This is a genomic window from Drancourtella massiliensis (genome assembly GCF_016900655.1).
Lineage (GTDB): Bacteria > Bacillota > Clostridia > Lachnospirales > Lachnospiraceae > Sellimonas > Sellimonas catena.
In genome coordinates, this window is record NZ_JACJKH010000003.1 from 13,631 (window position 1) to 39,616 (window position 25,986).

Annotated in this window: 22 protein-coding genes; 17 read left to right on the top strand and 5 right to left on the bottom strand. The window is 44.4% G+C overall.

The features are described 5' to 3' along the window. The first annotated feature begins 20 nt into the window (after window positions 1-20). Entirely contained in the window at window positions 21-1,367 is a 1,347-nt protein-coding gene (gene dnaB, locus H6A32_RS02090) for a replicative DNA helicase (protein WP_087251783.1), read from the top strand. A 58-nt stretch (window positions 1,368-1,425) separates the two neighbouring features. On the opposite strand, the gene H6A32_RS02095 is transcribed toward dnaB, so the two are convergent. After that, on the bottom strand, window positions 1,426-1,947 hold the full coding sequence (locus H6A32_RS02095; protein ID WP_087251782.1) for a helix-turn-helix domain-containing protein: 522 nt from the start codon (window positions 1,945-1,947) through the stop codon (window positions 1,426-1,428). A 236-nt stretch (window positions 1,948-2,183) separates the two neighbouring features. Then, the gene (locus tag H6A32_RS02100) at window positions 2,184-2,354 is read right to left on the bottom strand and encodes a DUF362 domain-containing protein (protein ID WP_087166697.1); all 171 of its coding nucleotides are present in this window, start codon (window positions 2,352-2,354) and stop codon (window positions 2,184-2,186) included. Between the two features lie 217 nt (window positions 2,355-2,571). Here H6A32_RS02100 and H6A32_RS02105 point away from each other — a divergent pair, with 217 nt between their 5' ends. Further along, window positions 2,572-3,705, top strand: coding sequence for a substrate-binding domain-containing protein (locus tag H6A32_RS02105; protein WP_204863630.1), 1,134 nt, complete (start codon window positions 2,572-2,574; stop codon window positions 3,703-3,705). 101 nt (window positions 3,706-3,806) lie between these two features. Here H6A32_RS02105 and H6A32_RS02110 read toward each other — a convergent pair whose 3' ends face one another. The 3 genes from H6A32_RS02110 to H6A32_RS02120 are packed head-to-tail and all read right to left on the bottom strand — an operon-like array spanning window position 3,807 to window position 8,316. Next, on the bottom strand, window positions 3,807-5,225 hold the full coding sequence (locus tag H6A32_RS02110; protein WP_204863631.1) for a sensor histidine kinase: 1,419 nt from the start codon (window positions 5,223-5,225) through the stop codon (window positions 3,807-3,809). 3 nt (window positions 5,226-5,228) lie between these two features. Then, window positions 5,229-5,930, bottom strand: a complete 702-nt coding sequence (locus H6A32_RS02115) for a response regulator transcription factor (RefSeq protein ID WP_118637583.1) — start codon at window positions 5,928-5,930, stop codon at window positions 5,229-5,231. A gap of 10 nt (window positions 5,931-5,940) precedes the next feature. Beyond that, window positions 5,941-8,316, bottom strand: coding sequence for an endonuclease MutS2 (locus H6A32_RS02120; protein ID WP_204863632.1), 2,376 nt, complete (start codon window positions 8,314-8,316; stop codon window positions 5,941-5,943). A 143-nt stretch (window positions 8,317-8,459) separates the two neighbouring features. On the opposite strand from H6A32_RS02120, the gene H6A32_RS02125 reads away from it, so the two are divergent. The 15 genes from H6A32_RS02125 to H6A32_RS02195 all read left to right on the top strand — a co-directional run bounded on the left by H6A32_RS02125 (window position 8,460) and on the right by H6A32_RS02195 (window position 25,917). Beyond that, window positions 8,460-9,725 (top strand): S1C family serine protease, encoded by a 1,266-nt coding sequence (locus H6A32_RS02125; protein ID WP_204863633.1) that lies wholly within the window; start codon window positions 8,460-8,462, stop codon window positions 9,723-9,725. A gap of 22 nt (window positions 9,726-9,747) precedes the next feature. After that, complete coding sequence (locus H6A32_RS02130) at window positions 9,748-10,692, top strand: 3'-5' exoribonuclease YhaM family protein (RefSeq protein ID WP_204863634.1); 945 nt, start codon at window positions 9,748-9,750, stop codon at window positions 10,690-10,692. Window positions 10,693-10,711: 19 nt separating this feature from the next. After that, window positions 10,712-11,566: a MurR/RpiR family transcriptional regulator gene (locus H6A32_RS02135; protein WP_087251778.1), complete on the top strand. Its 855-nt coding sequence runs from the start codon at window positions 10,712-10,714 to the stop codon at window positions 11,564-11,566. A gap of 243 nt (window positions 11,567-11,809) precedes the next feature. After that, complete coding sequence (locus H6A32_RS02140; protein WP_087251777.1) at window positions 11,810-13,486, top strand: peptide ABC transporter substrate-binding protein; 1,677 nt, start codon at window positions 11,810-11,812, stop codon at window positions 13,484-13,486. A 103-nt stretch (window positions 13,487-13,589) separates the two neighbouring features. Then, entirely contained in the window at window positions 13,590-14,513 is a 924-nt protein-coding gene (locus H6A32_RS02145) for an ABC transporter permease (protein ID WP_204863635.1), read from the top strand. Window positions 14,514-14,557: 44 nt separating this feature from the next. Then, window positions 14,558-15,478, top strand: coding sequence for an ABC transporter permease (locus tag H6A32_RS02150; RefSeq protein WP_087251914.1), 921 nt, complete (start codon window positions 14,558-14,560; stop codon window positions 15,476-15,478). 16 nt (window positions 15,479-15,494) lie between these two features. Beyond that, the gene (locus H6A32_RS02155; protein ID WP_087251913.1) at window positions 15,495-16,520 is read left to right on the top strand and encodes an ABC transporter ATP-binding protein; all 1,026 of its coding nucleotides are present in this window, start codon (window positions 15,495-15,497) and stop codon (window positions 16,518-16,520) included. Beyond that, on the top strand, window positions 16,520-17,503 hold the full coding sequence (locus H6A32_RS02160; protein WP_242958815.1) for an ABC transporter ATP-binding protein: 984 nt from the start codon (window positions 16,520-16,522) through the stop codon (window positions 17,501-17,503). Before H6A32_RS02155 ends, H6A32_RS02160 begins: the two co-directional genes overlap by 1 nt. Window positions 17,504-17,521: 18 nt before the next feature. Beyond that, entirely contained in the window at window positions 17,522-18,898 is a 1,377-nt protein-coding gene (locus tag H6A32_RS02165; RefSeq protein WP_204863636.1) for a TldD/PmbA family protein, read from the top strand. Continuing rightward, complete coding sequence (locus H6A32_RS02170) at window positions 18,895-20,244, top strand: metallopeptidase TldD-related protein (protein ID WP_204863637.1); 1,350 nt, start codon at window positions 18,895-18,897, stop codon at window positions 20,242-20,244. The genes H6A32_RS02165 and H6A32_RS02170 overlap by 4 nt, the downstream gene beginning before the upstream one ends. Window positions 20,245-20,259: 15 nt before the next feature. Further along, window positions 20,260-21,303, top strand: coding sequence for a M42 family metallopeptidase (locus tag H6A32_RS02175; protein ID WP_087251773.1), 1,044 nt, complete (start codon window positions 20,260-20,262; stop codon window positions 21,301-21,303). A gap of 200 nt (window positions 21,304-21,503) precedes the next feature. Continuing rightward, window positions 21,504-23,207, top strand: a complete 1,704-nt coding sequence (gene rlmD, locus H6A32_RS02180; protein WP_204863638.1) for a 23S rRNA (uracil(1939)-C(5))-methyltransferase RlmD — start codon at window positions 21,504-21,506, stop codon at window positions 23,205-23,207. Window positions 23,208-23,486: 279 nt separating this feature from the next. Next, on the top strand, window positions 23,487-23,711 hold the full coding sequence (locus tag H6A32_RS02185; protein WP_204863639.1) for a helix-turn-helix domain-containing protein: 225 nt from the start codon (window positions 23,487-23,489) through the stop codon (window positions 23,709-23,711). 13 nt (window positions 23,712-23,724) lie between these two features. Further along, window positions 23,725-25,173, top strand: coding sequence for a toll/interleukin-1 receptor domain-containing protein (locus H6A32_RS02190; protein WP_204863640.1), 1,449 nt, complete (start codon window positions 23,725-23,727; stop codon window positions 25,171-25,173). A 96-nt stretch (window positions 25,174-25,269) separates the two neighbouring features. Beyond that, window positions 25,270-25,917, top strand: coding sequence for an SIR2 family protein (locus H6A32_RS02195; protein WP_204863641.1), 648 nt, complete (start codon window positions 25,270-25,272; stop codon window positions 25,915-25,917). Window positions 25,918-25,986: the final 69 nt, after the last annotated feature.

Below are 25,986 nucleotides of genomic sequence, written 5' to 3' on the forward strand. Positions count from 1 at the left end.
GATGACGGGAGGAATTCAAGATGGAAGAGGCTTTGATTAAGAGAGTCCTGCCGCACAGCATCGAGGCGGAGCAGTCTGTTGTGGGAGCGATGCTGATGGACAAAGAAGCGATCATGACGGCGTCCGAGATCATCAGCGGAGAAGATTTTTACCAGACCACCTACGGTGTGGTATTCAATTCCATTGTAGAGCTTTACAATGAAGGGAAGCCGGTAGATCTGATTACGCTTCAGGACAGACTCCGGGAGAAAGACGTGCCCGAAGAAATCCAGAGCCTGGAATTCGTGCGTGAGCTTCTGACATCGGTTTCCACCTCCGCCAATGTCAAATATTATGCGGATATCGTGGCGGAAAAGTCAATGTTAAGAAAGCTGATCCGGCTGACAGAAGGCATTGCCAATACATGCTATCTGGCAAAAGAACCGCTGGAAGGAATTCTGGAGAAGACGGAGAAAGATGTCTTTGAGCTGATTCAGAAGAGAAATACAGGAGATTATGTTCCGATCCGCCAGGTAGTTTTAAATGCCCTTGACAAGATCGAAAAAGCATCCAAGAGTAAAGGAACCGTAACCGGTATTCCGACAGGATTTATTGATCTTGACTATAAGATGTCGGGACTGCAGCCGTCGGATCTGATTCTTGTGGCGGCGAGACCGTCCATGGGAAAGACGGCATTCGTACTGAATATTGCGCAGCATGTTGCGTTTAAAGTGGAGAAGACAGTGGCGATCTTCAGTCTGGAGATGTCAAAGGAACAGCTGGTAAACCGTCTGTTCGCTCTGGAATCCCAGGTTGATTCCCAGTCGCTACGTACCGGAAATCTCAAAGATACGGACTGGGAAAAGCTGATTGAAGGAGCCGGCATCATCGGGCGCTCCAATCTGATCATCGACGATACGCCTGGTATCTCCATTTCCGAGATGCGTTCCAAATGCAGAAAGTATAAGCTGGAACACAATCTGGAACTGATTATCATCGACTATCTTCAGTTGATGAGCGGAAGTGTGGGAGGCCGAAGCGAGTCAAGACAGCAGGAGATTTCCGATATCTCACGTTCACTGAAAGCACTCGCCCGTGAGCTGAATGTTCCGGTGATTGCACTGTCACAGCTGAGCCGTGCGGTGGAACAGAGACCGGACCACAGGCCGATGCTCTCCGACCTCCGGGAATCCGGAGCGATCGAGCAGGATGCCGACGTGGTTATGTTTATCTACCGTGACGACTACTATCATAAAGATACAGACCGGCCGAACATTGCGGAAATCATCATCGCAAAACAGAGAAACGGCCCGATTGGAACCGTGGAGCTGACATGGCTTCCGAATTATACCAAATTTGCAAACTTCCTTCGGAAGGATGAACGATAAAAATGCTGCCACATGTAAGAGCAAACAGAGTTCTTACCGTGTGGCAGCATTTATAGATTCAGGCTTCACCGAGCAGTCTGTGGAAGAAGCGGGACGGAGCGGTCCTGACACTCTCTTTCCGGTAGAGCTGCTGCTGGCGGATCAGCTGATCCAGGTTTCTGTAGCGTTCTTCTTCCTGGCGTTCTTTCGCCTGGAGCAGGAAACTCATATTCTGGGATACCTGTTTTGTGATCGTCTCACTGATCTGTTTTTCGAGGATCGGATTGTTTTCCGCCAGTACAGAGCGCAGGACGGACGCCAGAAGGGATTCCGGTGTCTCTTCCTTTACTCTTTTCTGCAAAGCCTCTTTCGTATGTAAAATATCCGGGATGACTTCCTTTAAATCTCCGATCCGGATACCTTGTTCTAGTAGTTCTTTGATACAGCCAAACAGCCGTATGTCTTCGTCTGTATAGTAACGATGCCCGTTTTCAGTCCGGCCGCACGGAAGAGATAAATTCTTTTCCCAGTAGAGGAGCAGGTGCTCGTCCACGCCCGTGCGCTTGGCAGCTTCTGAAATCATATACTGAACCTCGCCCATACAACAACCCCCTGTTAATTTTTTTATACACTTTTGCTGCACTTCTATCATAACATATTGTGGGGAAGAATTCCGAAAAACTTCTCGACGGATTCGGACAGGAAACCCGGAAGGCATGGCGGATTCCGGCGAAAGGAGGCGGTGGAAAAAGAAACAGGGAAAAAATACCGCCACCCAAAACCAAATGGATGACGGCATTTTCATTCATGCATTCAAAAGTATTAAACAAACTGAAATTATTCAGCGGAGATAGCACCTGTCGGGCACTGTGCTGCACAAGCACCACAATCTACGCAAGCAGACGGATCGATTTCATAATGATCTGCTCCCTGAGAAATAGCGCCAACCGGGCATTCTGCTTCGCAAGCTCCACAGCTTACACATTCATCACTAATTACATGTGCCATAGTATGTATCCTCCTTTATTCTAAACATTCCATGTTATATGGTGATTTTATTTTAATACAAAAAAATTCATTATACAAGCAAATTCGTGGTTTTAATTTAGTACAAAAGAAATATTCAGCGGGAGCAGCGAGAAAAATTAAGAAAAACTTTATGCTTTTTCCCTGAAATTGGTGTATAGTGTAGGGTAGTAAATTTCAATTAACAGGAGAAAGAACGATGAAAAAAAAGATCGCAGTCATGGCAGTCATGCTCTGCGCGGCAGTTTCAACGGCAGCCTGTGCAGGGAAGGGTACGTCCGATAAAGATAGCGTGGTACTCGGTCAGGAAGAAGAAGAGTCAGCAGATCAGACAAAACTTAACATGATTCAGCCGCAGGCTTACAGTACGGTAGAAGGTCTGAATCTGGAGAAAGGAAGTTATATCTCCATCATCGGGAAATCTGAAGATTCCGAATATTGGGATGAAGTAAAACGCGGGGCTGAAGATGCTGTGGACCAACTGAACGAAGCCCTGGGATACAGTGGAAGAGATGAAATCAAGGTAACATATAATGCTCCGGGACATGAAGGAGATGTGGACGAGCAGATTAATATTCTGGATGAAGAGCTGGACCGTTATCCGGTTGCTGTCGGTATTGCGGTTATAGACAAAACCGCATGTGAGGTACAGTTTGATCTGGCTACGGAAAATAATATTCCGGTTATCGGGGTGGATTCTCCGAGTGATTATCCAGGGCTTATGCTTGTTTCCACGAACAATCAGGAGGCCGGCGCTACGGCGGCGGATAAAATGGCCGGTCTGTTAGACGAACAGGGAGAAGTACTTCTTTTCATTCAGGATAATACTTCCGGTTCTGCCAAGCAAAGAGAGGCGGGAATGATCAGCCAGTTCCAGTCACAGTACCCGGATATTACAGTTTCCGATATCTATTACATGGACGAGCTGGACAGTATGAAAGAAGAGACTGCCGGGAAACTGGGCAAAGCAGCAGAGGATGTGACAGACGAAGAGGTGATTCAGCAGATTCTGGCGGACCACCCTAATGCAAAAGGATGCATTGGAGCCAATGAAGAGACGACCAAGATGCTCATTGACGCATGTGAAGCATCAGAGAGTGATGACATCCGGCTGATTGGATTCGATGGAGGAGAGACACTGACAGAGGCGCTCGAGGACGGCAAGGTCGATGGATTGATCGTACAGAATCCATACGGTATGGGCTATGCTACAGTAGTAGCTGCAGCAAGATCGGCGCTTGATATGGCAAATGAGGCAAACGTCGATACCGGCTATGCATGGGTAACACAGGACAATATGGAAGAGACAGCAATCAAAAACATGCTGTACTAATTCTTAAAATATAAAGCGGAAACCGAACAATAAAACGGGCAGATTCCTTTGAAGGAGAAGGAATCCGCCCGTTTTTTGGGGTGTAAATTTGTGACGAAAACTTATTTGCCGCCATCTGACTTCGGGAGGGAAAAGATAAATTCCGTTCCGACTCCTTCCGTACTGATAACATTGATATTTTCATTATGTGCCTGAATAATCTCGCGGACTATGGAAAGACCAAGGCCGGTTCCTTTTTTGTCTTTTCCGCGGGAAAGATCGCTTTTGTAGAAACGCTCCCAGATCTTACTGAGATCTTCTTTCGGAATACCGATTCCATAATCTTTAACAGAAACAAAAACTTTCTCTCCCCGCTCCGTTGTCTCCACTGTGACTGTAGACTGTGGATTGCTGAATTTGATGGCGTTATCCAGCAGATTGTAAAGTACCTGCTGGATCTTGCTGTGATCAGCATGGACGTAGAGGACCCTGGAAGCAAGCAGGAGTTCGATGGATATTTTCCTGGATGTGCAGGCTCCTTCAAAGGAGGCGGCTACCTGCTTGATCATTTCATGGAGATCAAAGGATTCCTTGTTCAGAAGAAGCTCCTTTGTATCAAATTCATTAAGCGTCAGAAGATCCCGTGTCAGGTCTGTCAGACGTTCCGTTTCAAAGAGAATAATACCCAGATATTTACTCTGAAGCTCCACCGGGATTGTACCATCGGCAATTGCCTCCACATATCCCTTGATGGAAGTCAGAGGGGATCGAAAATCATGCGACACATTGGCAACAAATTTTTTCTGATAATCCTCCATATCTTTGAGATGAGCGGACATATAGTTCAGCGAAGCGGAAAGATATCCGATTTCGTCCTGTGAATTTACCGGGATCTCATAGTCCAGATTCCCTGAGGCGTACTGTTTGGCAGCTTCCGTAATCTTGCGCAGAGGCAGATAAATAATCAGATGAATACCGAGGAAGATTGTAAACGAAAGCAGATAAATGACAGCCAGAGTGATATAAACGGAATGCATGATGCTGTGCTGCTGATCCTCGAAATAGGAGACCGGCTTATGTACGATAAGATATCCTTTTGTGGAAAATCCTTCTGTTACCGGGACAATCATGGTAAGAACTTCTTCTGAATAATATCCATGATAATCGCCGGTCAGATACTGTTCACCTCCGGATTCCGCCGGATCAAAGTCACGGATCTGCTCCGGAACTATGGCGGAGCCGGAGGAGGAAACGGACAATAATACATTTCCCTCTGTATCCGTAAGCCAGAGATCCGCTTCCAGATAGACATTGACTCCGTTCAGCATTGCCCTCGTCGAAGAAGCGGTAGTCTCTTTCGAATAATAATCAGTAAGGTAGTCGGTTGCCAGAATGGTTGCTTCCCGGTACAGCCTGGATGCATCCTCGTCACGGATGGTATCGAGAATAAGCTGTGCTCCAAGTGTGGCAGCTGTGAAAAGGCTTAAAAAACCGAAAATAATATACAATATGATAAATTTCAGGTAGAGATTGCTGTGCATTGTTTATTTTACCTCAAATTTGTATCCGATTCCCCAGACAGTGCTGAGGCCCCACCCGCTGTGATCTTTGATTTTCTCACGGAGACGCTTGATATGGACGTCCACGGTACGGGTATCCCCGATGTATTCATATCCCCAGATCTGATCAAGAAGCTGCTCTCTTGTAAAGACCTGATTCGGGGAAGCGGCAAGAAAATATAAAAGTTCAAGCTCCTTTGGCGGCATATCCACGCGCTGTCCATCGACAACTACGGAGTAGTTGGTAAGATTGATGGAAATTCCCGGATATTCGACACATTTTCCCTTTGACGGGTCCGGACTTTCCGGCTTTGCCGGCTGGTAACGGCGGAGCACAGCCTTGACACGGGCCACAAGCTCCTTGGAATCAAACGGCTTGATGATATAATCATCGGCACCGAGTTCCAGACCGAGTACTTTATCAAAGACCTCCCCTTTGGCTGAAAGCATGATGATCGGTACGTTGGATCTGGAACGGATTTCCCGGCAGACCTGATAACCGTCAATGCCGGGAAGCATCAGGTCGAGAAGGATCAGGTTCGGCTGATAGGAATCAAAAGCCTTCAGCGCCTCCTCTCCGTCATAGACCATGCGGGTATCAAAACATTCCTTTGTCAGATAGAGACTGATCAATTCGGCAATATTTTCATCATCGTCTACGATTAAAATTTTCTGTTTTGTAGTCATAACTTCCTCCCTATTTGAATTCTACAATAGTAACTCCCGCGTCCCCTTCGCCAAAAGCGCCGAGACGGTAGGATTTGACATGTTTCTGTCTCTTTAAATACTGATGGACAGCATTGCGGAGTGCGCCGGTTCCTTTTCCGTGTACGACACGGACCGGACTGATATGTGCCAGATAAGCATCATCCAGATATTTGTCCAGAAGAGCTACCGCTTCGTCTGTCGTCCGGCCGATCAGATTGATCTCCGGGCTCACGCTCAGTGATTTGCCCATCTTCATCTTTCCGGATGAAGTGCGGCGTGTCTGTTTGGAAACATAGGAAACCGGTTCGTCAATGATATCCAGATCAGTGATCGGAACCTTGGACCGGAGAATTCCCATCTGTACTTCTACATTTCCTCTTGAATCCGGAAGAGTATGAACAGTTCCGGTCAGATTCATGCTGAGCACCTTGACGGCGGTGCCAAGTTTAAAGTCGGACGGCTTATAAGCCTTCTTTGGTTTTGCCTTTTCCAGAGAAACGGAAGAAGAGGTCTTTGCCATCTTCTGGCGTAGTTTTTCACGCTCTTTTTCCATCTCGGATGCAGAAATATTTTCCTTTCCGAATTTACGGAAATTACGCATAGTTTCATCCGCATAATCTTTTGCACTCTGAAGGATACGACCGGCCTTTTCATTGGCTTCCCGAATGATCCGGTCTCTCTGGGCATCCAGCTTTTCCTGTTTTTCTTTTGTACGTTTGCGGAGCATTTCCAGTTCCTCTTTGTAAGCCTGAATCTCCGCCTGCTCCTTTTCAATTGTACGGCGGCTGTGTTCCAGATCGCTTAACAGCTCTTCAAAGGACTCTTCCTGATCACTCAGGTGCGTCCGGGCCTCTTCAATAATCTCATCTGAAAGACCGAGCTTCTTTGAGATGGCAAATGCATTACTTTTCCCCGGAATTCCAATGAGCAGATGATATGTCGGGCGGAGGGTCTCCACATCAAACTCACAGCAGGCATTTTCTACGCCTTCGGTAGTGAGCGCAAAGACTTTCAGCTCACTGTAGTGTGTGGTAGCCATCGTGCGGATTCCACGTCTGTGGAGGCTTGAGAGAATAGCAATGGCAAGGGCTGCTCCCTCTGTCGGGTCTGTCCCGGCGCCAAGCTCATCGAACAGGACGAGAGAACGCTCATCGACCTGTTCCAGAAAAGAAACGATATTCGTCATATGGGAAGAGAAGGTACTAAGACTCTGCTCAATACTCTGTTCATCTCCGATATCTGCATACACCTCTGTGAAGACTGAAAGCTCCGACCGGTCAAGCGCCGGAATGTGAAGTCCCGCCTGACCCATAAGAGTAAACAGTCCGGTTGTCTTCAAAGAGACGGTCTTTCCGCCGGTATTCGGCCCCGTGACAATCAGAAGATCAAACTCGTCACCGAGGCGGATCGTGGTCGGGACCACCCTGGTCTTGTCAAGGAGCGGGTGTCGTCCCTCGCGGATGTGAATCCGCCCCTCCTGATTAAATACCGGGCGGGAACCATTTAAATCAACAGCAAAGCTTCCTCTTGCGAAAATGAAATCCAGATTTGTCAGCATTTCATAATCGACGCGGATCTCATCGCTGTGTTCCGCAGCCATTGTGCTTAAATTTGCAAGAATTACCTGAATCTCCTCCTGCTCCCTTGCATGAAGCTCCATCAGATCATTATTCAGTTTTACGACCGCCATCGGTTCGATAAATAAGGTAGAACCGGTGGAGGACTGATCGTGGATCATTCCCTTGACCTGACTGCGGTATTCGGCCTTGACCGGAAGGCAGTAACGATCCCCGCGCATGGTTACAATGGCATCCTGCAGATAATTGCGCATGGAACCGTTTACCATGCTGTTCAAGGTGGAGTGAATCCTGCTCCCTGAAGCCTGAATACTGCGGCGGATCTTTAAAAGATTGCTGCTGGCATCATCTGCAATCACATCTTCTTCCAGAATACAGCGCCGTATTTCGGAAACAGTCCTGGATACGGGTTCCAGGCGCTGGAAATAAGAATCCAGACAGTCCGGTACTTCATCGACAGTATCGTGCCGGCCGTATGCTTTCGCCTGGCCTGCACATTCCAGCAGACGCCCGATGGCAAGAAGCTCGGCGGCACTGAGTGAAGCCCCCAGATCCAGACGCTTTAACGACGCTTCCACCGGGACACATCCTCCGAAGGAGGGCATTCCCTTCTTGACGATCCGGGTAAACGCTGCGGCGGTCTCTTCCTGCATTTGCTCAATCACAGACAAGTCCGTCTGGGGAAGAAGACTGAGGCAGCGCTCTTTTCCGCTTTCCGATGCGGCATGATCTGCGAGGAGCTGTATAATTTTATCATATTCTAATTTACGTAATGTTTTCGTATTCATGAAAATCCCCTGTCTATACATACTTTGTCAAATATCATTTTACCCTATTTGCCTTCTAAAATAAAGGAGAAAAAAAGGTTAAATATTGAACATTGGGAGGTGTTACGGTATACTATAAAAAGGGATTAAAAAGGAGAAATACGATGTCTGCCCAATTTCAAGATGATGATGAGAAGAAGGAAGAAAAAGACTCCTATTCTTTTTTGAAGGAAACGATCAAAAAACCCCCGGTGGATAAGCGGGTGGTGGCATTAAAGATTCTGAGGGTCGCGGGCCTGGGACTGATTTTCGGACTTATGGCGTGTGTTGGGTTTGTTGTGGCCAAACCATGGGTAGATGAGCATATCGGAAATACGAGGACAAATGTGACGATTCCGCAGGATGAGCAGACGGAGGAGGAAGATGAGACTGAATCAGAAGACGGGCAGGCCGCTGTTCCATCATTGACGATTGAAAATTATCAACAGATGATAGATGAGATGAATCGGATTGCAGATACTGTGGAGAAAAGTGTTGTTGTGATCAAAGGGACTGTACCGGCTTCCGGGGACGGCCAGACAGCCGGCGTAAGCCAGAGCCGTTCCGGAATCATTGTGGCAGACAATGGAGTGGAGCTTCTGATCCTGACAGGAGACAGTATCTTTGAGAGCGGCAAGACAGTGACAGCTACATTCTACGATGGCAACGAGGTGCCGGCTTCTTTAAAACAGCAGGACAGGAATCTGGGAATTGCAGTCTATGCGGTTGAGAAGTCGCGGCTTTCGCAGAACACAGCGATCCAGGCATCAGTCGCGGTGCTTGGAAATTCCAATCTTGTATCCACCGGAGATCCGGTGATTGCGCTGGGCGCACCGTTCGGTTCAGAGGGCGGGGTAAGTTTCGGGACTGTCAGCGGAACAGAAAGACAGCAGTATCTCTGTGACGGCCAGTATCAGATGATTGAGACGGATATGGTGCGTGTGGAAGGCGCAAGCGGAGTTCTGGTAGATTTAAGCGGAGAGATTATCGGGCTGATCGATGAGGACGAAGACGGTACGTCAGGAGTCATTACCGCTTTCGCGATTTCCGAATTAAAAGAAGAGATCGAACTCCTTTCAAACGGTATTTCTGCAGCATACCTTGGAATCAATGGAACCGAAGTGTCAGATGCCGTTGCGGACAGTCAGGATATGCCAAAAGGGGTCTATGTAAGTTCTGTCATGCCGGATTCTCCGGCCATGCAGGCAGGCATTCAAAGCGGAGACATTATTACAGCAATCGGAGATACCAAGATCTATACTTTAAAGGGGCTCAAAGAAGAGCTTATGGATTACCGGCAGGGACGTCAGATTACGATCAAAGGACAGCGTAGAGGATCGGAGGAATATGTGGACGTACAGTTTGATGTTACGCTGGCCGGGGCAGAATAATGAATTTAGAAAGAGGAAAAAAATGAGATATATCAAGGAACTGCATGAAGGAGAAACCATTCGTGCCATTTATTTATGCAAATCAAAAAGAAGCGCAGAGACAAGAAACGGGAAACCATATGACAACCTGATTCTGCAGGATAAAACCGGCACACTGGACGGGAAAATCTGGGATCCGAATTCCAACGGGATCGCTGACTATGATGAAAAGGACTTCGTGGAGATTGTCGGAGAGGTTACGACTTATAACAACAATCTGCAGCTCAATATCAAACAGCTCAGAAAAGCGCAGGAAGACGAATATGTGCTGTCGGACTATATGCCGACCAGTGACCGGGATGCGGAAGAGATGTACAAAGAGCTCCTGGAGTTTGCGGGGATGATCAAAAATCCATATCTGAAGCAGGCGGTTGAATACTATTTCGTAAAAGATGAGGAGTTTATCCGGAAATTTAAAAATCATTCCGCGGCCAAGAGCGTCCATCACGGGTTCTGCGGGGGCCTTCTGGAACATACGTTGAGTATTTTGAATCTCTGCCGCTATTATCTTGCAGCATATGATTTCCTGAGTGGAGATCTCCTGTATGCGGCGGCGATGTATCATGATATTGGAAAGACAAAGGAACTGTCTGCATTTCCGGAAAATGATTACACAGATGACGGGCAGCTTCTTGGACATATTATTATCGGAGTGGAAATGCTGGATGACGCAATCCGCTCAATACCGGGATTTCCACCAAAGCTTGCAAGCGAACTGAAACACTGTATTCTGGCGCATCACGGAGAACTGGAATATGGTTCCCCGAAAAAACCTGCACTTGCAGAGGCCATGGCATTAAATCTGGCTGATATGACAGATGCCAAGATGCAGACGATGAAAGAGCTGTTTAAGGATAAAAATACGGCAGAGTGGATCGGATATAACAGACTGTTTGAGTCAAACTTAAGAAAATCAAGTTTGTCATAGAGGGAAGTAAGATAAGTAGATGAAAAATGTACTGGATGTAATTGCAGAAAAAAAAGCGGCGCTGCCAAGAAAGCAGCGGATTGTCGCAGAATATATGGAACAGAATCCACAGTTGATGTCATACATTACCCTGAAAGAACTGAGTAACGATCTTCAGGTGACAGAGATTACAGTTCTTAAAACATGTCAGTCGTTAGGGTATGGCGGCTTCAATGATATCAAATACGAGTTCAGAAAAACAGCGATTGAAAAAAGAAAAACGGATGTTTTGGATGAAAAAAACTCCTATACGGAAACGATTCCGGCATACGAATCAGAAGATGAAAGAAAGTTTTTAAAATCTGTCGGAGATAATGAGGCCCAGATGATTGTACGGTTCTGGGAAGAAACAGATATTGAGGCGATTTTTAAAGCGGCGGGGATGATTCTTGGAAAGAAGAAAATATATATTTGCGGGAGAGGAATTTCTTTTTTACTTGCAAAATGTATGGTTGATTATCTTTATGGGTGTAATTGTTTTGCCAGTGCGGTCAATACAGAACTGAACGAGGAAGTATATGGAGTGCTTTCTGAATTGAATGAAGATGCCATTATGGTGGCGGTATCTTTCCCGGACTATTATTTTATGACGCTGAAACTTGCGGAGTTCGCAAAGAAAAATCGTGTGACGATCCTTGCGATTACGGATGCCCCAAATGCGGAGGTGACAGAGTTCGCAGACTTTACACTGACGGTACCGTCTATGACACGGGCATTTCTCAATACACTTTCTGCACCGATGTTTCTTGTAAATCTGTTGACCTCTGCAGTCAAAATTTTGAAAAATGATAAAAAGGATTCCGAAAAAGAGAAGGAATTTTCGGAACTGCTTTAGATGGAAAAGAATCCTGATGACAGGATTCTTTTTTTGTACAGTAAACCCTATACTTCTGCGAAGTGATGTGTTAAATAAAAGTAATAGGAATTTGTCAAATATGCATAAAATAATCAGAAATAAACTGTAAGAAATATAGTATTTACCTTCTATTATTGACTATATATAGACAAACTATATAGCGAGTGCTATACTTATAGACAAACAAAAATTAAGTATTTACATTATAGTAAGGAGGTACACATGAAAAAGAAAATTTTATCAGTCATGCTTGTAGGTATTATGACGCTTTCACTTGCGGCATGTGGAGGAAACAATGAAGAGAGCGGTACCAGTGATGTAACAGTAGATGGAAATCAGCTGGATGCGGAGCAGTACTACAATACGTACTTGTCGTCTGATCCGACGACGCTGGACAGCGTCAAGGGAAATGATACTTACAGCTGGAGTATCCTTCTGAACATTATGGAGCCGTTAACCAGACTGGACGAGCAGGACGGGGAAAATGTCAGAGTGGCGGCAGGTGCAGAAAGCTGGGAGTCCAACGATGACGGAACGGTCTGGACATTCCATCTTAATGACAACAAATGGTCTGATGGCGAGCCTGTTACTGCAGGCGATTATGTATACGGTATTCAGCGGACACTAAATCCGGATTCCGGGTCAGTCAATTCCTATCTGATTACCTGTATCAAGAATGGAGAAGCTGTTAATAATGGAGAGATGTCCGTAGATCAGCTGGGAGTAAGAGCAGTAGATGACAAGACATTGGAGATTACACTGGAACAGCCGACGCCGTACTTTTTGTCTTTGACAGATACAAGAGCGATGCTTCCGCAAAGGCAGGATATTGTAGAACAGTACGGTGATACATACGGTGCAGAAGCTTCCAATATAGTGTGCAACGGGCCGTTTAAAATTGAATCGTGGACACATAACTCAGAAATTGTAGTCACAAAGAATGATGAGTACTGGGATGCGGACAATGTATATCTGGATAAAGTAACCTGGCAGATTATTCAGGAGGAGACAACCGTATTTAACTCTTTTGACAGCGGATCACTCGACACCTGTTCTTCGGGAACACCGGAGTGGATCGATCGTTTCAGCGAAAAGGACGGAGTGGAAAGTTATGAGTATGAAAACACAACTGTCCGCTACCATTTCTATAATACACAGGATGAACTTTTCCAGAATGAAAATATCCGGAAGGCATTTACCTATGCAATCGACCGGGACGATGTAAACAGCACGATTTATTTTGATATTCACAAGCCGTCCTACAGTTGGGTAATGGGACCGGTTACAACAGGCGAGAATGGATTCTATCGTGAACAGGTAGGTGAAAATCCGCTTCAGGATATTATGGGAGAACAGGATCCAAAAGAACTGCTCTTAAAGGGCATGGAGGAACTGGGACTTGGAGATGACCCGTCAACGATCACGGTGACATTAAGTGTTGGCGGAACCACACAGTGGCTCCGGACATACGGTGAATATTTCCAGCAGAAATTTAAGGATGTTCTGGGTGTCAATATCGAGTTGGAACAGAACGAGTGGGGAACATTCCAGTCCAAGACAAACTCCGGTGACTATCAGATGGGCTATATGTCCTGGACAATCGACTACAACGACCCGATTTCCATGCTGGAGATTATGAAATCTGATGCAGGTTCGATTCCGACATTCTGGCAGAACGATGAATACGACAGCCTGATTGAGCAGGCATCCCGGGAAATGGATGAGTCGGCGCGTACAGAACTCTATAAGCAGGCAGAGCAGATCCTTCTTGAGGAATGTCCGGTCTGCCCGGTTACGAACGAAGTATATCATGGATTCGTATATTCTTATGTTAAAAACGTTGCTACAACACCGTTCAATACAATGGGCATGAAGAAGGTCTATACAAGCGGAAGATAGCAAATGAAAAGCCAGCCGCCGCCAACTGGCGGCGGCACTTTTTTACCTGAAAGGTTCTGCGGGCCGTGTATAAGGGCCTTTTAACATAGTAAGGAGATACCACATGAAAAAATATATTATCAAACGAATTATTTATATGCTTATCACTATGCTGATTATTACAGCGGCAACCTTTTTCCTGATGCACAGCATTCCGGGAGATCCGCTGTCCTATATGGCAAGGAATCTTCCTGAACAAACGAGGGAAAACTACTATGCAACTTATGGACTTGATAAGCCGGTATTTGAACAGTTTATCATTTTTATGAAAAATCTGTTGACAGAAGGCAGTCTGGGAGAATCACTTCGATATCCGGGCCGTTCCATCACAGATACAATTCTTCAGAATTCCCGGGTTTCTGTAGTACCGGGAGGACTGGCACTGATATTTGGTCTGATTATCGGTATCATTCTTGGAATTATTGCTGCTCTGAAGAAGAACAAATGGCCGGATTATGTTGTCATGTTTATTGCGATTGTCGGCATTACGGTTCCGGTTTTCATTCTGGCGTCATTGTTCCAGTATGTATTTGCAGTAAGACTTCAGATTCTTCCTACCCAGGGATGGGGACAGCCGGAAAATATCATCCTTCCGGCCGTTGTCATGAGTTTCGGAACGATTGCCACCTATGCCAGATATGTAAAGTCCAACATGCTTGATGTGATGGGGCAGGATTATATCCTGACGGCAGAGGCAAAAGGAGTAAGCCGGTTTAATGTAATTAAAAAGCATGTTCTGAGAAATGCATTCCTTCCGTGTATCACGCTTCTTGGAGGGCAGATTTCCGGTATTTTCACGGGCTCCTTCGTTGTGGAAAAGATTTTCGGAATTCCGGGACTTGGATTTTATTATATCAGCTCTATTAATGACCGTGACTATACCATGATTATCGGAACGACAATTTTTGCGGCCGGCCTGTTTATTCTGGCACAGCTTATTATTGATATTGCATACAGTCTTCTCGATCCGAGAATCCGTGTACAGTAGGAGGTAGAGCCATGACAGCAGAAAACAAAAGAAATGAAGCAATGATGCCGGATATACCGGATGAAAAGTTTACGATTATCGGGATCGATGAAAATGCCGGAGAAGTGCTGGCCAGAAAACGAATCAGTTACTGGCAGGATGCATGGCGCAGATTCCGGGAAAATAAAATTGCCCTTGTGGCGGCAGTGATTCTGATTGTGATGATATTTTTTATCATTTTTGGACCGATGATCAGCGGATATGAATTTGAAGAAATTGACAATACTGCGATCAATCAGGGACCGAGTGCGAAGCACTGGTTTGGAACGGATAATCTTGGAAGAGATCTGTTTGCCCGTGTATGGCAGGCAGGGCGGGTTTCTCTTATCATAGGTCTGGTCGGTGCATTTGTGGCAAGTATTGTAGGATCGATCTACGGGGGAATTGCCGCATATTTTGGCGGTGTAGTTGATGATATTATGATGCGTATTGTAGAAATTCTCCTGAGTGTACCGTATCTGCTGATTGTTATTCTGATTTCCGTTATTACGGACAGTAAGAGCCTTGGAACGATGCTTGTGGCGCTGACACTGACCGGGTGGTGCGGGATTGCAAGGATTGTGCGAGGGCAGATGCTGCAGCTGAAATCCCAGGAATTTGTGCTGGCGGCCAATGCCCTTGGAGTATCGCCGATCCGGATTATTTTAAAACATATGATTCCGAATACAATGAGTCTGATTATTGTCGCAATCACCTTTGATATTCCGGGGTATATTTTTTCGGAGGCCTTCCTGAGTTATGTAGGGCTGGGAATTCAGGCTCCTCAGACAAGCTGGGGTGCGCTTTGCGCGGCAGCACAGCAGAACTTCATGTTCTATCCATATCAGCTTTTGTTTCCGGGTATCATGATTGCACTTACCATGTTGTCCTTCACGCTTCTGGGAGATGGACTACGTGATGCACTGGACCCAAAACAGAGAAAATAAACGGGGAGGAAAGACAATGGAAACTAATGAAAAAATCCTGGAGGTGGAGAACCTTCATGTATCATTTCATACCTATGCCGGAGAAGTCAAAGCGGTGCGCGGAGTTGATTTTGAACTGAAACGTGGAGAAACACTTGCATTTGTAGGAGAATCCGGATGCGGGAAATCGGTTACGGCAAAATCCATTATGAGACTTTTAAAACCTCCGGTTGCGGAGATTAAGCCGGAATCCAGAATTATCTGTAACGGCAGGGATGTAATGAAAATGACCGGAAAGGAACTGTATGCTTTCCGGGGAGATGAAATCAGCATGATTTTTCAGGATCCAATGACATCCTTGAATCCGACAATGAAAGTCGGAAAACAGATTATGGAAAGCCTGATGCTTCACAGAAATATGAATAAGAAAGAAGCACGGGAAGAGGCTGTTCGGATGCTTAAGATGGTAAACATTCCAGGCGCGGAAAAAAGAGTGGATAATTATCCGCATGAAATGTCAGGAGGAATGAGACAGAGAGTTATGATTGCCATGGCTCTTGCATGTAATCCTAAGATTCTGATTGCAGATGAGCCGACAACAGCACTGGATGTTACGATTCAAGCGCAGATTATGGATCTGATGCGTGAACTGAAGGAAAAAATGAATACGGCAATTATACTCGTAACGCATGATCTTGGAGTAGTTGCGAATTTTGCCGACAGGATTCAGGTTATGTATGCAGGACAGATTCTGGAGCGGGGAACCGCAAAAGAAATTTTTTACGAGAGCAGACATCCGTATACATGGGCGCTGTTAAGTTCTGTACCTAAAAAAGGAAATGAATCCAAAGAGGAACTGTATGCTCTGAAGGGGACACCGCCGGATCTGATTCTGCCATTGAATGAATGTCCTTTTGCTTCGAGATGTGAATACTGCATGGGAATCTGTAAGGAGCAAAATCCAATGGAAACGTCAATCACTGATACTCATAAGGTTTCGTGCTGGCTGATGCATCCAAAGGCACCGAAGGTAAAATCCTTTTACGACAGGGAGGGACGATAATGGAGGAAAAGATGGGAAAAGCACCAAACTCAGAATATATTCTTGAAGCAGTTGACCTGTGTAAATATTTTAAGGCCGGAAGAAAGCAGTATGTTAAGGCGGTTGACCATGTGAACATCCGCATGAGACACGGAGAGACGCTGGGGCTTGTAGGAGAATCCGGATGCGGAAAAACAACAACAGGAAGAACAATGATCCGTCTATATGAACCGACTTCGGGAAAGATTCTTTTTGAAGGTCAGGATATTTCAAAACTGAAGGGGAAAGAACTCCTGCATTTTAAGAAAAATGTACAGATTATTTTTCAGGATCCCTATGCTTCGCTGGATCCACGTATGACGATTGGCGAGATTATTTCCGAGGGAATGGATGTTCATATGAAGCTTTCGGAAGAAGAGAAAGAAAAACGTGTCAATGATCTGTTGCGGAAAGTCGGACTGAATACTGAATACGCAAACCGATTTGCACATGAACTGTCCGGCGGGCAGAGACAGAGAATTGGAATTGCACGTGCGCTTGCAGTGGAACCAAAGTTTATAGTCTGCGATGAACCGATTTCGGCCCTGGACGTTTCGATTCAGGCACAGGTAGTTAATCTTCTGATGAAACTTCAGCGGGAGATGGGGCTTACATATTTGTTTATCTCTCACGATCTGTCAATGATTCAGCATATTTCCGATCGTGTAGGAGTGATGTATCTGGGATCAATCGTGGAACTGGCACCTGAAAAAACAATTTATTCTGCATCGAAACATCCGTACACACAGGCTCTGATTTCAGCGATTCCGGTTGCGGATCCGGAGGCCGATACCGAGAAAGACCGGATCAAGCTGGAAGGGGAGGTGCCAAGTCCTCTGAATCCGCCGTCCGGATGTAAATTCAGAACAAGATGCCGGTATGCGACAGAGCGGTGCGCTGCAGAGGCACCGGTACTTCGGGAAGTGGAACCGGATCATTTTGTGGCGTGCCATCTATGCGAATAACAAGGAGCAGGCAGGATTATGATATCATATGAACTGGCAGAAAAAATACTGAACTATGCAGTGACACACGGTGGAGATTATGCAGAAATTTTTGAAGAAGAAAAAACATACTCAAAGATTACTCTGACAAATCAGGAATCCCCCACGATTTTGACGGGACAGGAAGAAGGAACAGGAATACGGATTCTCAGAGGAACTCAAAGCAGGTATATTGCGGTATCTCATACAGACGAAGCAGAGATTTTTAAGATGATGAAAACGGCTCTGAAAGACTGGGCGGATGGAAAAGAACATATGGAAAGAAGTGTTTTAAAACAGCCGGAGATCTTTCAGACTCAAGGGGCGAAAAACACTGTAACAGCAGAAAAAATCCGGCTTTTAAGAGAGTGTGTTCAATCCGGAAAACATGCAGCCTCACATATTGTCAGAATGCAGACTTCCTGTGTAGAGGACTGTCAGACAGTCAGGCTGATCAACACGGAAGGATGTAATACGCAGGATGAGCGGCGGAAGATGCGCCTCTATATCAAAGCAACTGCCCGGGATGGAAAAGAAAGTGCAGAGAGTTATACAGGCCCCGGCATTATGGGAGGCATGGAACTTTTCGGGCAGATTGATTTTCGGAAAACGGCAGAAAAGACAGCAAGATCTGCACAGGCACTACTTCATGCGAAACCGTGTCCGACAGGCCGGATGCCCGTGATTATTGCAAATGGATTTGGCGGACTTCTCTTTCATGAAGCTTGTGGACATTCGTTAGAGGCTTCCAGTATGGCAGACAAGGGATCTGAGTTTTCCGGGAAAATCGGGACACAGATTGCTTCAGAAAAAGTAACATTGGTAGATGACGGCACAGTCCCGGGTGGATGGGGATCCCTTCACATCGATGATGAAGGGATTCCGACAAGGCGTAATGTACTGATTGAGAAGGGAATTTTAAAAGGATGTCTTGTGGACCGTCTGGATGGAAGGAGACTGGGAATGCCGCCGACCGGATCAGCACGGAGAGAAAATTACCGGTATGCACCTGTGGCAAGAATGACGAATACTTTTCTGCTTCCGGGAGAGGATGCTGCGGATGAAATGATCCATTCTGTAACGCGGGGGCTTTATGTAAAAAACATTCACGCAGGATCAGTAAATCCGGTAACCGGGGAATTTAATTTTTACACGAATGAAACGTTCCTGATTGAAAACGGCCGGATTGTCTGCCCGGTTCACAATGCCACGTTGATTGGAACCGGGAGAGAAATTTTAAGAAAAGTGGAGATGGTCGGGACAGATCCTGCTATGGGTCAGGGATTTTGCTATGCGGGGAGCGGGGCAGTCTATATCGGTGCAGGCCAGCCAACCGTTAAAATTGCGGAAATGACAGTCGGAGGAGATGAAGTATGACAGAGGCAGAAAAAAGGCTGGAGCAGATCAGAAGCTTGACGGAAACATTGAAAAGAGAAGGGTTTCAGGATATCTGCTATTATATGATCCGGACGCAAAGGGTTCAGATCTCTGTATTTCCCGGGGCTTCAATCAGACAGGAAGAGATGAATGATACTATGTACAGTATTGAAGCGTCCTACAAGGGGAAGAAAAGCAGAATGTACACCAATCATCCGGAGGAGACGAAACGGGTTATACAAGTCCTGAAAGAATCGGCAGAGGTATATGGACAGGCAGAAAACGCCGGCCTGATTTATGATGAGTGTACAACGGAAGACATTTCTTTTTTCTGGAATGAACCGGAAGAGATTATCCGTACTGTCAGGAAGGCGTGGGAAAAAACAAAAGACGCATCACTGATTTTGCTTGTTCAAAAATGTTGTTATGAACAGAATTTTCGAGAAATCTGGATGATCGATGAACAGATGCACCGTGTATGTGATACAGATGGATATCACTGTTTTAACATCCGCATTGCAGCCGGAAAAGACGGGACAAGATCCAGTGCATCAGACTGTATTTACGGAAAAAATCTGCAGATGATGGAGATAGAACACTGTGTAGACCGTGTGATATGTGAAGCACAGAATTCGCTTGGAGGCGAGAAACTTGTTTCAGGCAGATATTCTGTCATTCTTGGAGGAAATGTGGCTGCAGAACTTCTGGAAGCGTTTCTGCCTGCATTTTATGCGGAAAATCTGCAAAGAGATGACAGCCCTCTGAAAGGAAAATGGAAAAAACAGATTGCTTCATCTGGTATCTGGATGAAAGAAATCCCTGAATTTGATAAGGGAAGAATTCACAGAACCGTAGATGATGAAGGCATACCGGTAACAGAAAAAACACTGATCCAAAATGGAATTTTCGTACAGAAACTGTACAATCGGGAGACAGCACAAAAAGACGGAGTGCCAAGTACAGGAAATGGATTCCGCCCGTCTGTTCAGAGTGATGTGGAGACGGGAATTACCAATGTTGTTCTGGGAATGAAAGAGGAGCAGACTTCTTCACGCAGCGGTCTGGAAATGGAAATGAAAGAGGGCATTCTTGTAACAAGGGTAGATGGAGTATTTGCGGGAGCAGACAGTACAACGGGAAAGTTTTCTCTGATTGCAGGTGGAAGGGTGGTCCGAAATGGAAGAGAAGCAGAAACATTTCGTGAAGTAACGATTTCGGGCGATTTCTTTGAGTGCCTGGGCAGCATCAAAAAGACAGGCGATGAACTCTATACAACAGAACCGGGAGCTATGAGTGTACTGGCACCGGATCTTTGGACGGGAAAACTGACAGTATCAGGAAAATAACAGGAGGATCATGAGATGGAGCAGTATCAGACATGGATTTTGGAAAAACTACAGGAATTGACAGCGATCGACAGCCCGACCGGTTTTACAGGGCGTGTGACAGACTATCTGGTGGAAGAATATCAGAAAATGGGATATGAACCAGTCAGAACTTACAAAGGAGGCATATTGATAGATCTTGGCGGAACTGAGAAAGAAGCAGTTCTGACAGCCTCTCATGTAGATACATTAGGAGCAGTGACAGCAGAAATTAAAGAGAACGGCCGACTGAAACTCTCGCCGGTGGGAGCACTTTGTGCCAGTACACTGGAGACAGAAAACTGCCGGATCTATACCAGATTTGGAGAGGTTTACGAAGGCACCTGTCAGCTTGTCAATGCGTCTTCTCACGTAAATGGAGAATTCAGCCAGACTGTACGCACTTATCAGAATATAGAAATTGTACTGGATGAGAATGTCCGCTCAGGTGAAGATGTCCGGAAACTCGGAATCGATAATGGAGACTATGTCTGCTTCGATCCCGTCACGAAAATCACAAAAAGCGGGTATATCAAGAGCAGATTTTTGGATGACAAGTTAAGTGCGGCGGTTTTGATGGGATATGCGAAATTTCTGAAAGATACAAAACGGACACCGAAACGAAAAGTATATCAATATTTTACAGTATTTGAGGAAATCGGACATGGTGCAAGCGCATCTGTCCCGGAAGATGTAACGGATGTGATTTCTGTTGATATGGGCTGTGTGGGCGAAGGGATTTCGTGCACAGAGAAAGAGGTATCAATATGTGCCAAAGACAGCGGAGGACCATATCACTATGATCTTACAACGGAATTGATTAAAACAGCAAGAGAACATGAGATTTCCTACGCTGTAGATGTGTATCCGTTTTATACATCTGACGTAGAAGCAACTCTTAAAAGTGGTTATGATATCCGGCACGCACTGATCGGACCGGGTGTCTATGCATCGCATGGATATGAAAGAAGTCATATAAATGGAATGATGAATACATTTCGTCTGCTGAGTGCATATCTCGGAACAGAGGAACAGGATTAAAAATAAAACGGCAAAACAGGAAGCATATATCAGAAGATTGAAAGTATAAAGCAGAACCGGAGCCACGGATTAGAAGGACACCGGTTCTGCTTTTTCTTGTATGCATATGGAAAGTCAGGTATAATGGGCGGTAGAAAGCAGATCAATGAATGATCTGCGGTAACAGAACTGTGTATTATGGCACAAAAGGGGAAGAAACGATGAAGAAAAATGATTTTGTGACACTGACAATAGAGGATATTGGCGTAGGAGGAGAAGGAATCGGGAAAGCCGAAGGGATGACTTTCTTTGTGAAGGATGCGGTTGTCGGCGATGTGATCGAGGCAAGAATCACAAAGCTGAAGAAGAATTACGGTTATGCCAGATTGATGAAAATTATCAAGCCGTCTGAAAAAAGGAAAGAGGCAAAATGCCCTGTGGCAAGACAGTGCGGTGGATGCCAGATTCAGGAGATGGACTATAAAGAACAACTGAAATTCAAGGGGCGGAAAGTCCGGAATAATCTGGAGCGGATCGGAGGATTTGAAAGCACACTGCTTGATGCTGTTATGGAGCCGATCTGTGGAATGGAGGAACCATTTCATTATAGGAATAAAGCACAGTATCCGATCGGAACTGACAGGGACGGGAATCCGGTAGCCGGCTTTTATGCAGGACGGACCCACCAGATTATTCCAAACACGGTTTGTGCACTTGGCAAGGAGATCAACACCGAAGTCCTGAACATTGTCCTTGGGTTTATGAAAGAATTTCATGTTACTGCCTACGATGAAGGAACGGGAACAGGGCTGTTCCGCCATGTTCTGATCCGAAGTGGATTTAAGACAGGCGAGATCATGGTCTGTCTGATCGTAAATGGAACACAGATTCCGCATGTGGAGACTCTGACAGAACGACTGACAAAGCTTCCGGGAATGACCAGCATTACGATGAACATCAATTGTGAAAATACCAATGTTATTATGGGAAAAGAGATCCGGCTTCTCTGGGGACAGGAGTATATCACAGATTATATCGGAGAAATCAAATATCAGATTTCACCACTTTCTTTCTACCAGGTGAATCCGGTGCAGACAGAAGTTCTTTACGGGCTGGCCTGTGAATACGCAGGACTGACCGGGCAGGAGACCGTATGGGATCTTTACTGTGGAATTGGAACGATTTCGCTTTTCCTTGCCCAAAAAGCAAAACAGGTTTACGGAGTTGAGATTATTCCGCAGGCGATTGAAGATGCCAGAAAAAATGCAGAGATCAATGGCATCACAAATGCCGAATTTTATGTTGGAAAAGCAGAAGAAGTGCTGCCGGACTATTATAGAAAGTATGAAGAGTCAAATCCGGGCAGCCGTGCTCATGCGGATGTGATTGTGGTGGACCCGCCGAGAAAAGGATGCGATGAGACGTTGCTTGAGACGATGGTAAACATGGAACCGGACCGGATCGTATATGTGAGCTGTGATTCCGCAACACTGGCAAGGGATCTAAAGTATCTGTGTGAGAACGGGTATGAATTGAAAAAAGTACGGCCGGCGGATATGTTTCCGATGACGGTGCACGTAGAGACGGTTGTACTGCTTTCCCACAAAAAACCGGATGGACATATCAACGTAAAAGTCGAGTTTGGTGAAGGTGAAGGTAAAGTACCGCTGGATAATATCGCAAAGAGAGCCGAGGCGTACAAGCCGAAAGAGCGAGTTACATACAAAATGATAAAGGAATACATAGAAGCTAAATATGGTTTCAAAGTACATACTGCTTATATAGCAGAGGTAAAGAGAAGTCTGGGCTTGCCGATGTATGACGCTCCTAATGCAGTAGAAGAATTGAAACATCCGAGGAAACATCCGACAGTGGAGAAGGTGGAAGCTATCAAAGATGCATTGAAGCATTTTGAGGTTATTTAAAACCATAAGCGTATCATTAGAAATAGTGATGCGCTTATTTTTTGCTTCTAATGCGGCGACTGCTTGAGAAAATCACGGTTTATGGTGAATGATTTGAGGTGGAGTTAAAATCTGGTACGAAGGTGGATGTGGAAAGGTAAATAACAGAATGGAGGAGGTACCTTGTGCCTTTTGAAATAGCTATAAGATGCTTTTTAATAGGCTGTTATTTTTAGAGAAGGTAGCTTGTGCTTATCAACCATAGAGTTTATAATTGTACTATGCTGATGGAGGTGGAAAATGACAACATCGGATATGATCAGAGAATTGTGTGACAGAATGAATATCAGCCTTGCAGAACTTTGCAGACGGATTGGACAGACTCCGCAGAATTTTAATAAGAAGTTGCAGCGTGGCACTGTATCCTTTGAGGAAATGGCGAAGATTGCAGAGGTGTTACAGGTCGGATATGAGCAGACGTTTGTGTTGCAGGATGGATATGAAATCAAAATGGGAAGTAAGTAGGAGGAAATATACATTGAAAGAAGACAGGATACCAAAGATATTTATATCATATTCTTGGAGTAGTGATGCGTTAGTGCTAGAATTGGCACAGAGACTGGTTTCGCATGGGGTTGATGTTGTTCTTGATAAGTGGGATTTGAAAGAAGGTCAAGATAAATATGCGTTTATGGAACGTTGTGTTAATGATCCTGAGATAACAAAGGTTCTAATTATTTGCGATAAAGTGTATGCACAGAAGGCGAATGATCGTACCGGAGGAGTAGGAGATGAAACTGTGATTATTTCCAGTGAAATCTATGGAAATATGAAACAAGAAAAATTCATTCCTGTTATAGCAGAAAAAAGCGAGGATGGGAAACCATATGTTCCTACATATATAAAAACAAGAATATATATTGATTTGTCTGATCCGGAGACGTATGAGATAGAGTATGAGAAACTTCTTCGTAATATCTATGAAAAACCGCAATTTACAAAACCAAAGTTAGGAAAAATGCCCGAATGGCTTGACGAAGAGAAAACAGATTTTTTTCAACTAAAGGATTTAATTCGTCAAATACGTGGAAGTAATACAGATAATAAAAGAAAAAGTTGTATATCCCGATTTCAAATAACACACATCGAAGTTTTAAAGGAATATATTGAAAAGAATGCTAGTCCAGAACGAGTATACGAAATATTTTTAAATACCAAGCCAGTGAGAGATTTCTTTTTAGAGTTTGTAGAAACCCTTGCAGAGACAGGAACAGATTATGCAGAGATAATAGCCGAGGGCTTTGAAACAATGTATAACCAATTGACTTGTATCAAAACATTTGAACCAAATGCGAATTCAGCTTCTCAAGACGACTTAGATATATTTAAAATCTATATATGGGAATTATTTATATGTGTTATTGCTTTCATGCGTCATATTAAAGATTATGCAGCAATAAACGAAATGCTTACATATACATATTTTTTAGAAACAAGCATATTTGGAGGAGCTATTAAGCCAAACAATTATACAGCTTTTAGACATCATAGCCGCATCATTGAGGAGTGTTATAAGCCAAAAACGGAAATGAAAAATAAATATACTCTTATGGGTGATGTTATTTGTAGTCAGAGAGAAAAACTTCCAATTTACACAGGAGAAGCTATTGCTGAAGCAGATTTATTCCTTTATCAAGTATGTAATGCTTATGAGTTGTCAGAAAATGAACAGAGCTGGCATAAAGCGTATTGGTTTCCAACATGTTATGTTTATGTTAAGAACATGCCTATTGAATGGGAAAAAATGAAATCCCGAAGATATTGTGATAAGATGATGGTGTTGTTTGGTGTAGACAGTTTAGAAGCTTTAAAGACGGTTATCAGTAGATGTACATTTGATAGTAAAATGAAGTACCCTAGGAGTTGGGATGCAGCACCAGCAATATTAAATTGCATTCAAGTTGAGGATATAGGTACGTTGAGTTAATATTTTAATTTTGAGGATAAATATTAGTCTTTTTACAAGTTTGTTTTTTATTTTACTGAGTGGATTTTAGATAAGAAAATGAGAGAAGGGGTGTCTATGGAATATAAATATCTATCATCTATACCAAGGCCATTATTAAATGATTTTGTGAATAATAGAGTGATTCCTTTTGTAGGAGCAGGATTTTCAAAGAATGCTGATATTCCAGCCGGATTCTCTATGCCTGATTGGAATGAGATAGGTAAACTTGTTGCTGCTGAAATCACTGGTTATGATTATGATAATAATGCAATAGATGCGCTTTCATATTATGAAGATTTATATTCGCGAACCAAGCTGGTTGAGTTTTTAATGAAAGAATTGCATTTTGGAAAAATACAGCCAGGATCCACATATAAAGCCTTTTGTGAATTATTCACTGGGATCATTTGTACAACTAATTTTGATTCTTTACTTGAAGATGAAATGATATTGTTACATCGCCCTGTTTCTGTTATTGTTACAAAAGATCGGTTGACTGTAGGCAATGAGGATGAAAGTAAAATAATAAAGTTGCATGGTGATTTTAATCATCCAGATAAAATGGTAATTACAGAAAATGACTATGATATGTATATTCAGCGAAATCCTATTTTTGCAACGTACATTGCAAACTTGTTTATTACCAATACGATGTTATTGATTGGTTATAGTTTTGATGATAATGATTTTCGGGGGATTTGGCAAATAATTAGTGCCTGCTGATTAACTACAAACGCTTGATTTTACTGACATTCCAGCGATTTTCTGGTAAAATGATTGCAAGGGTATTTC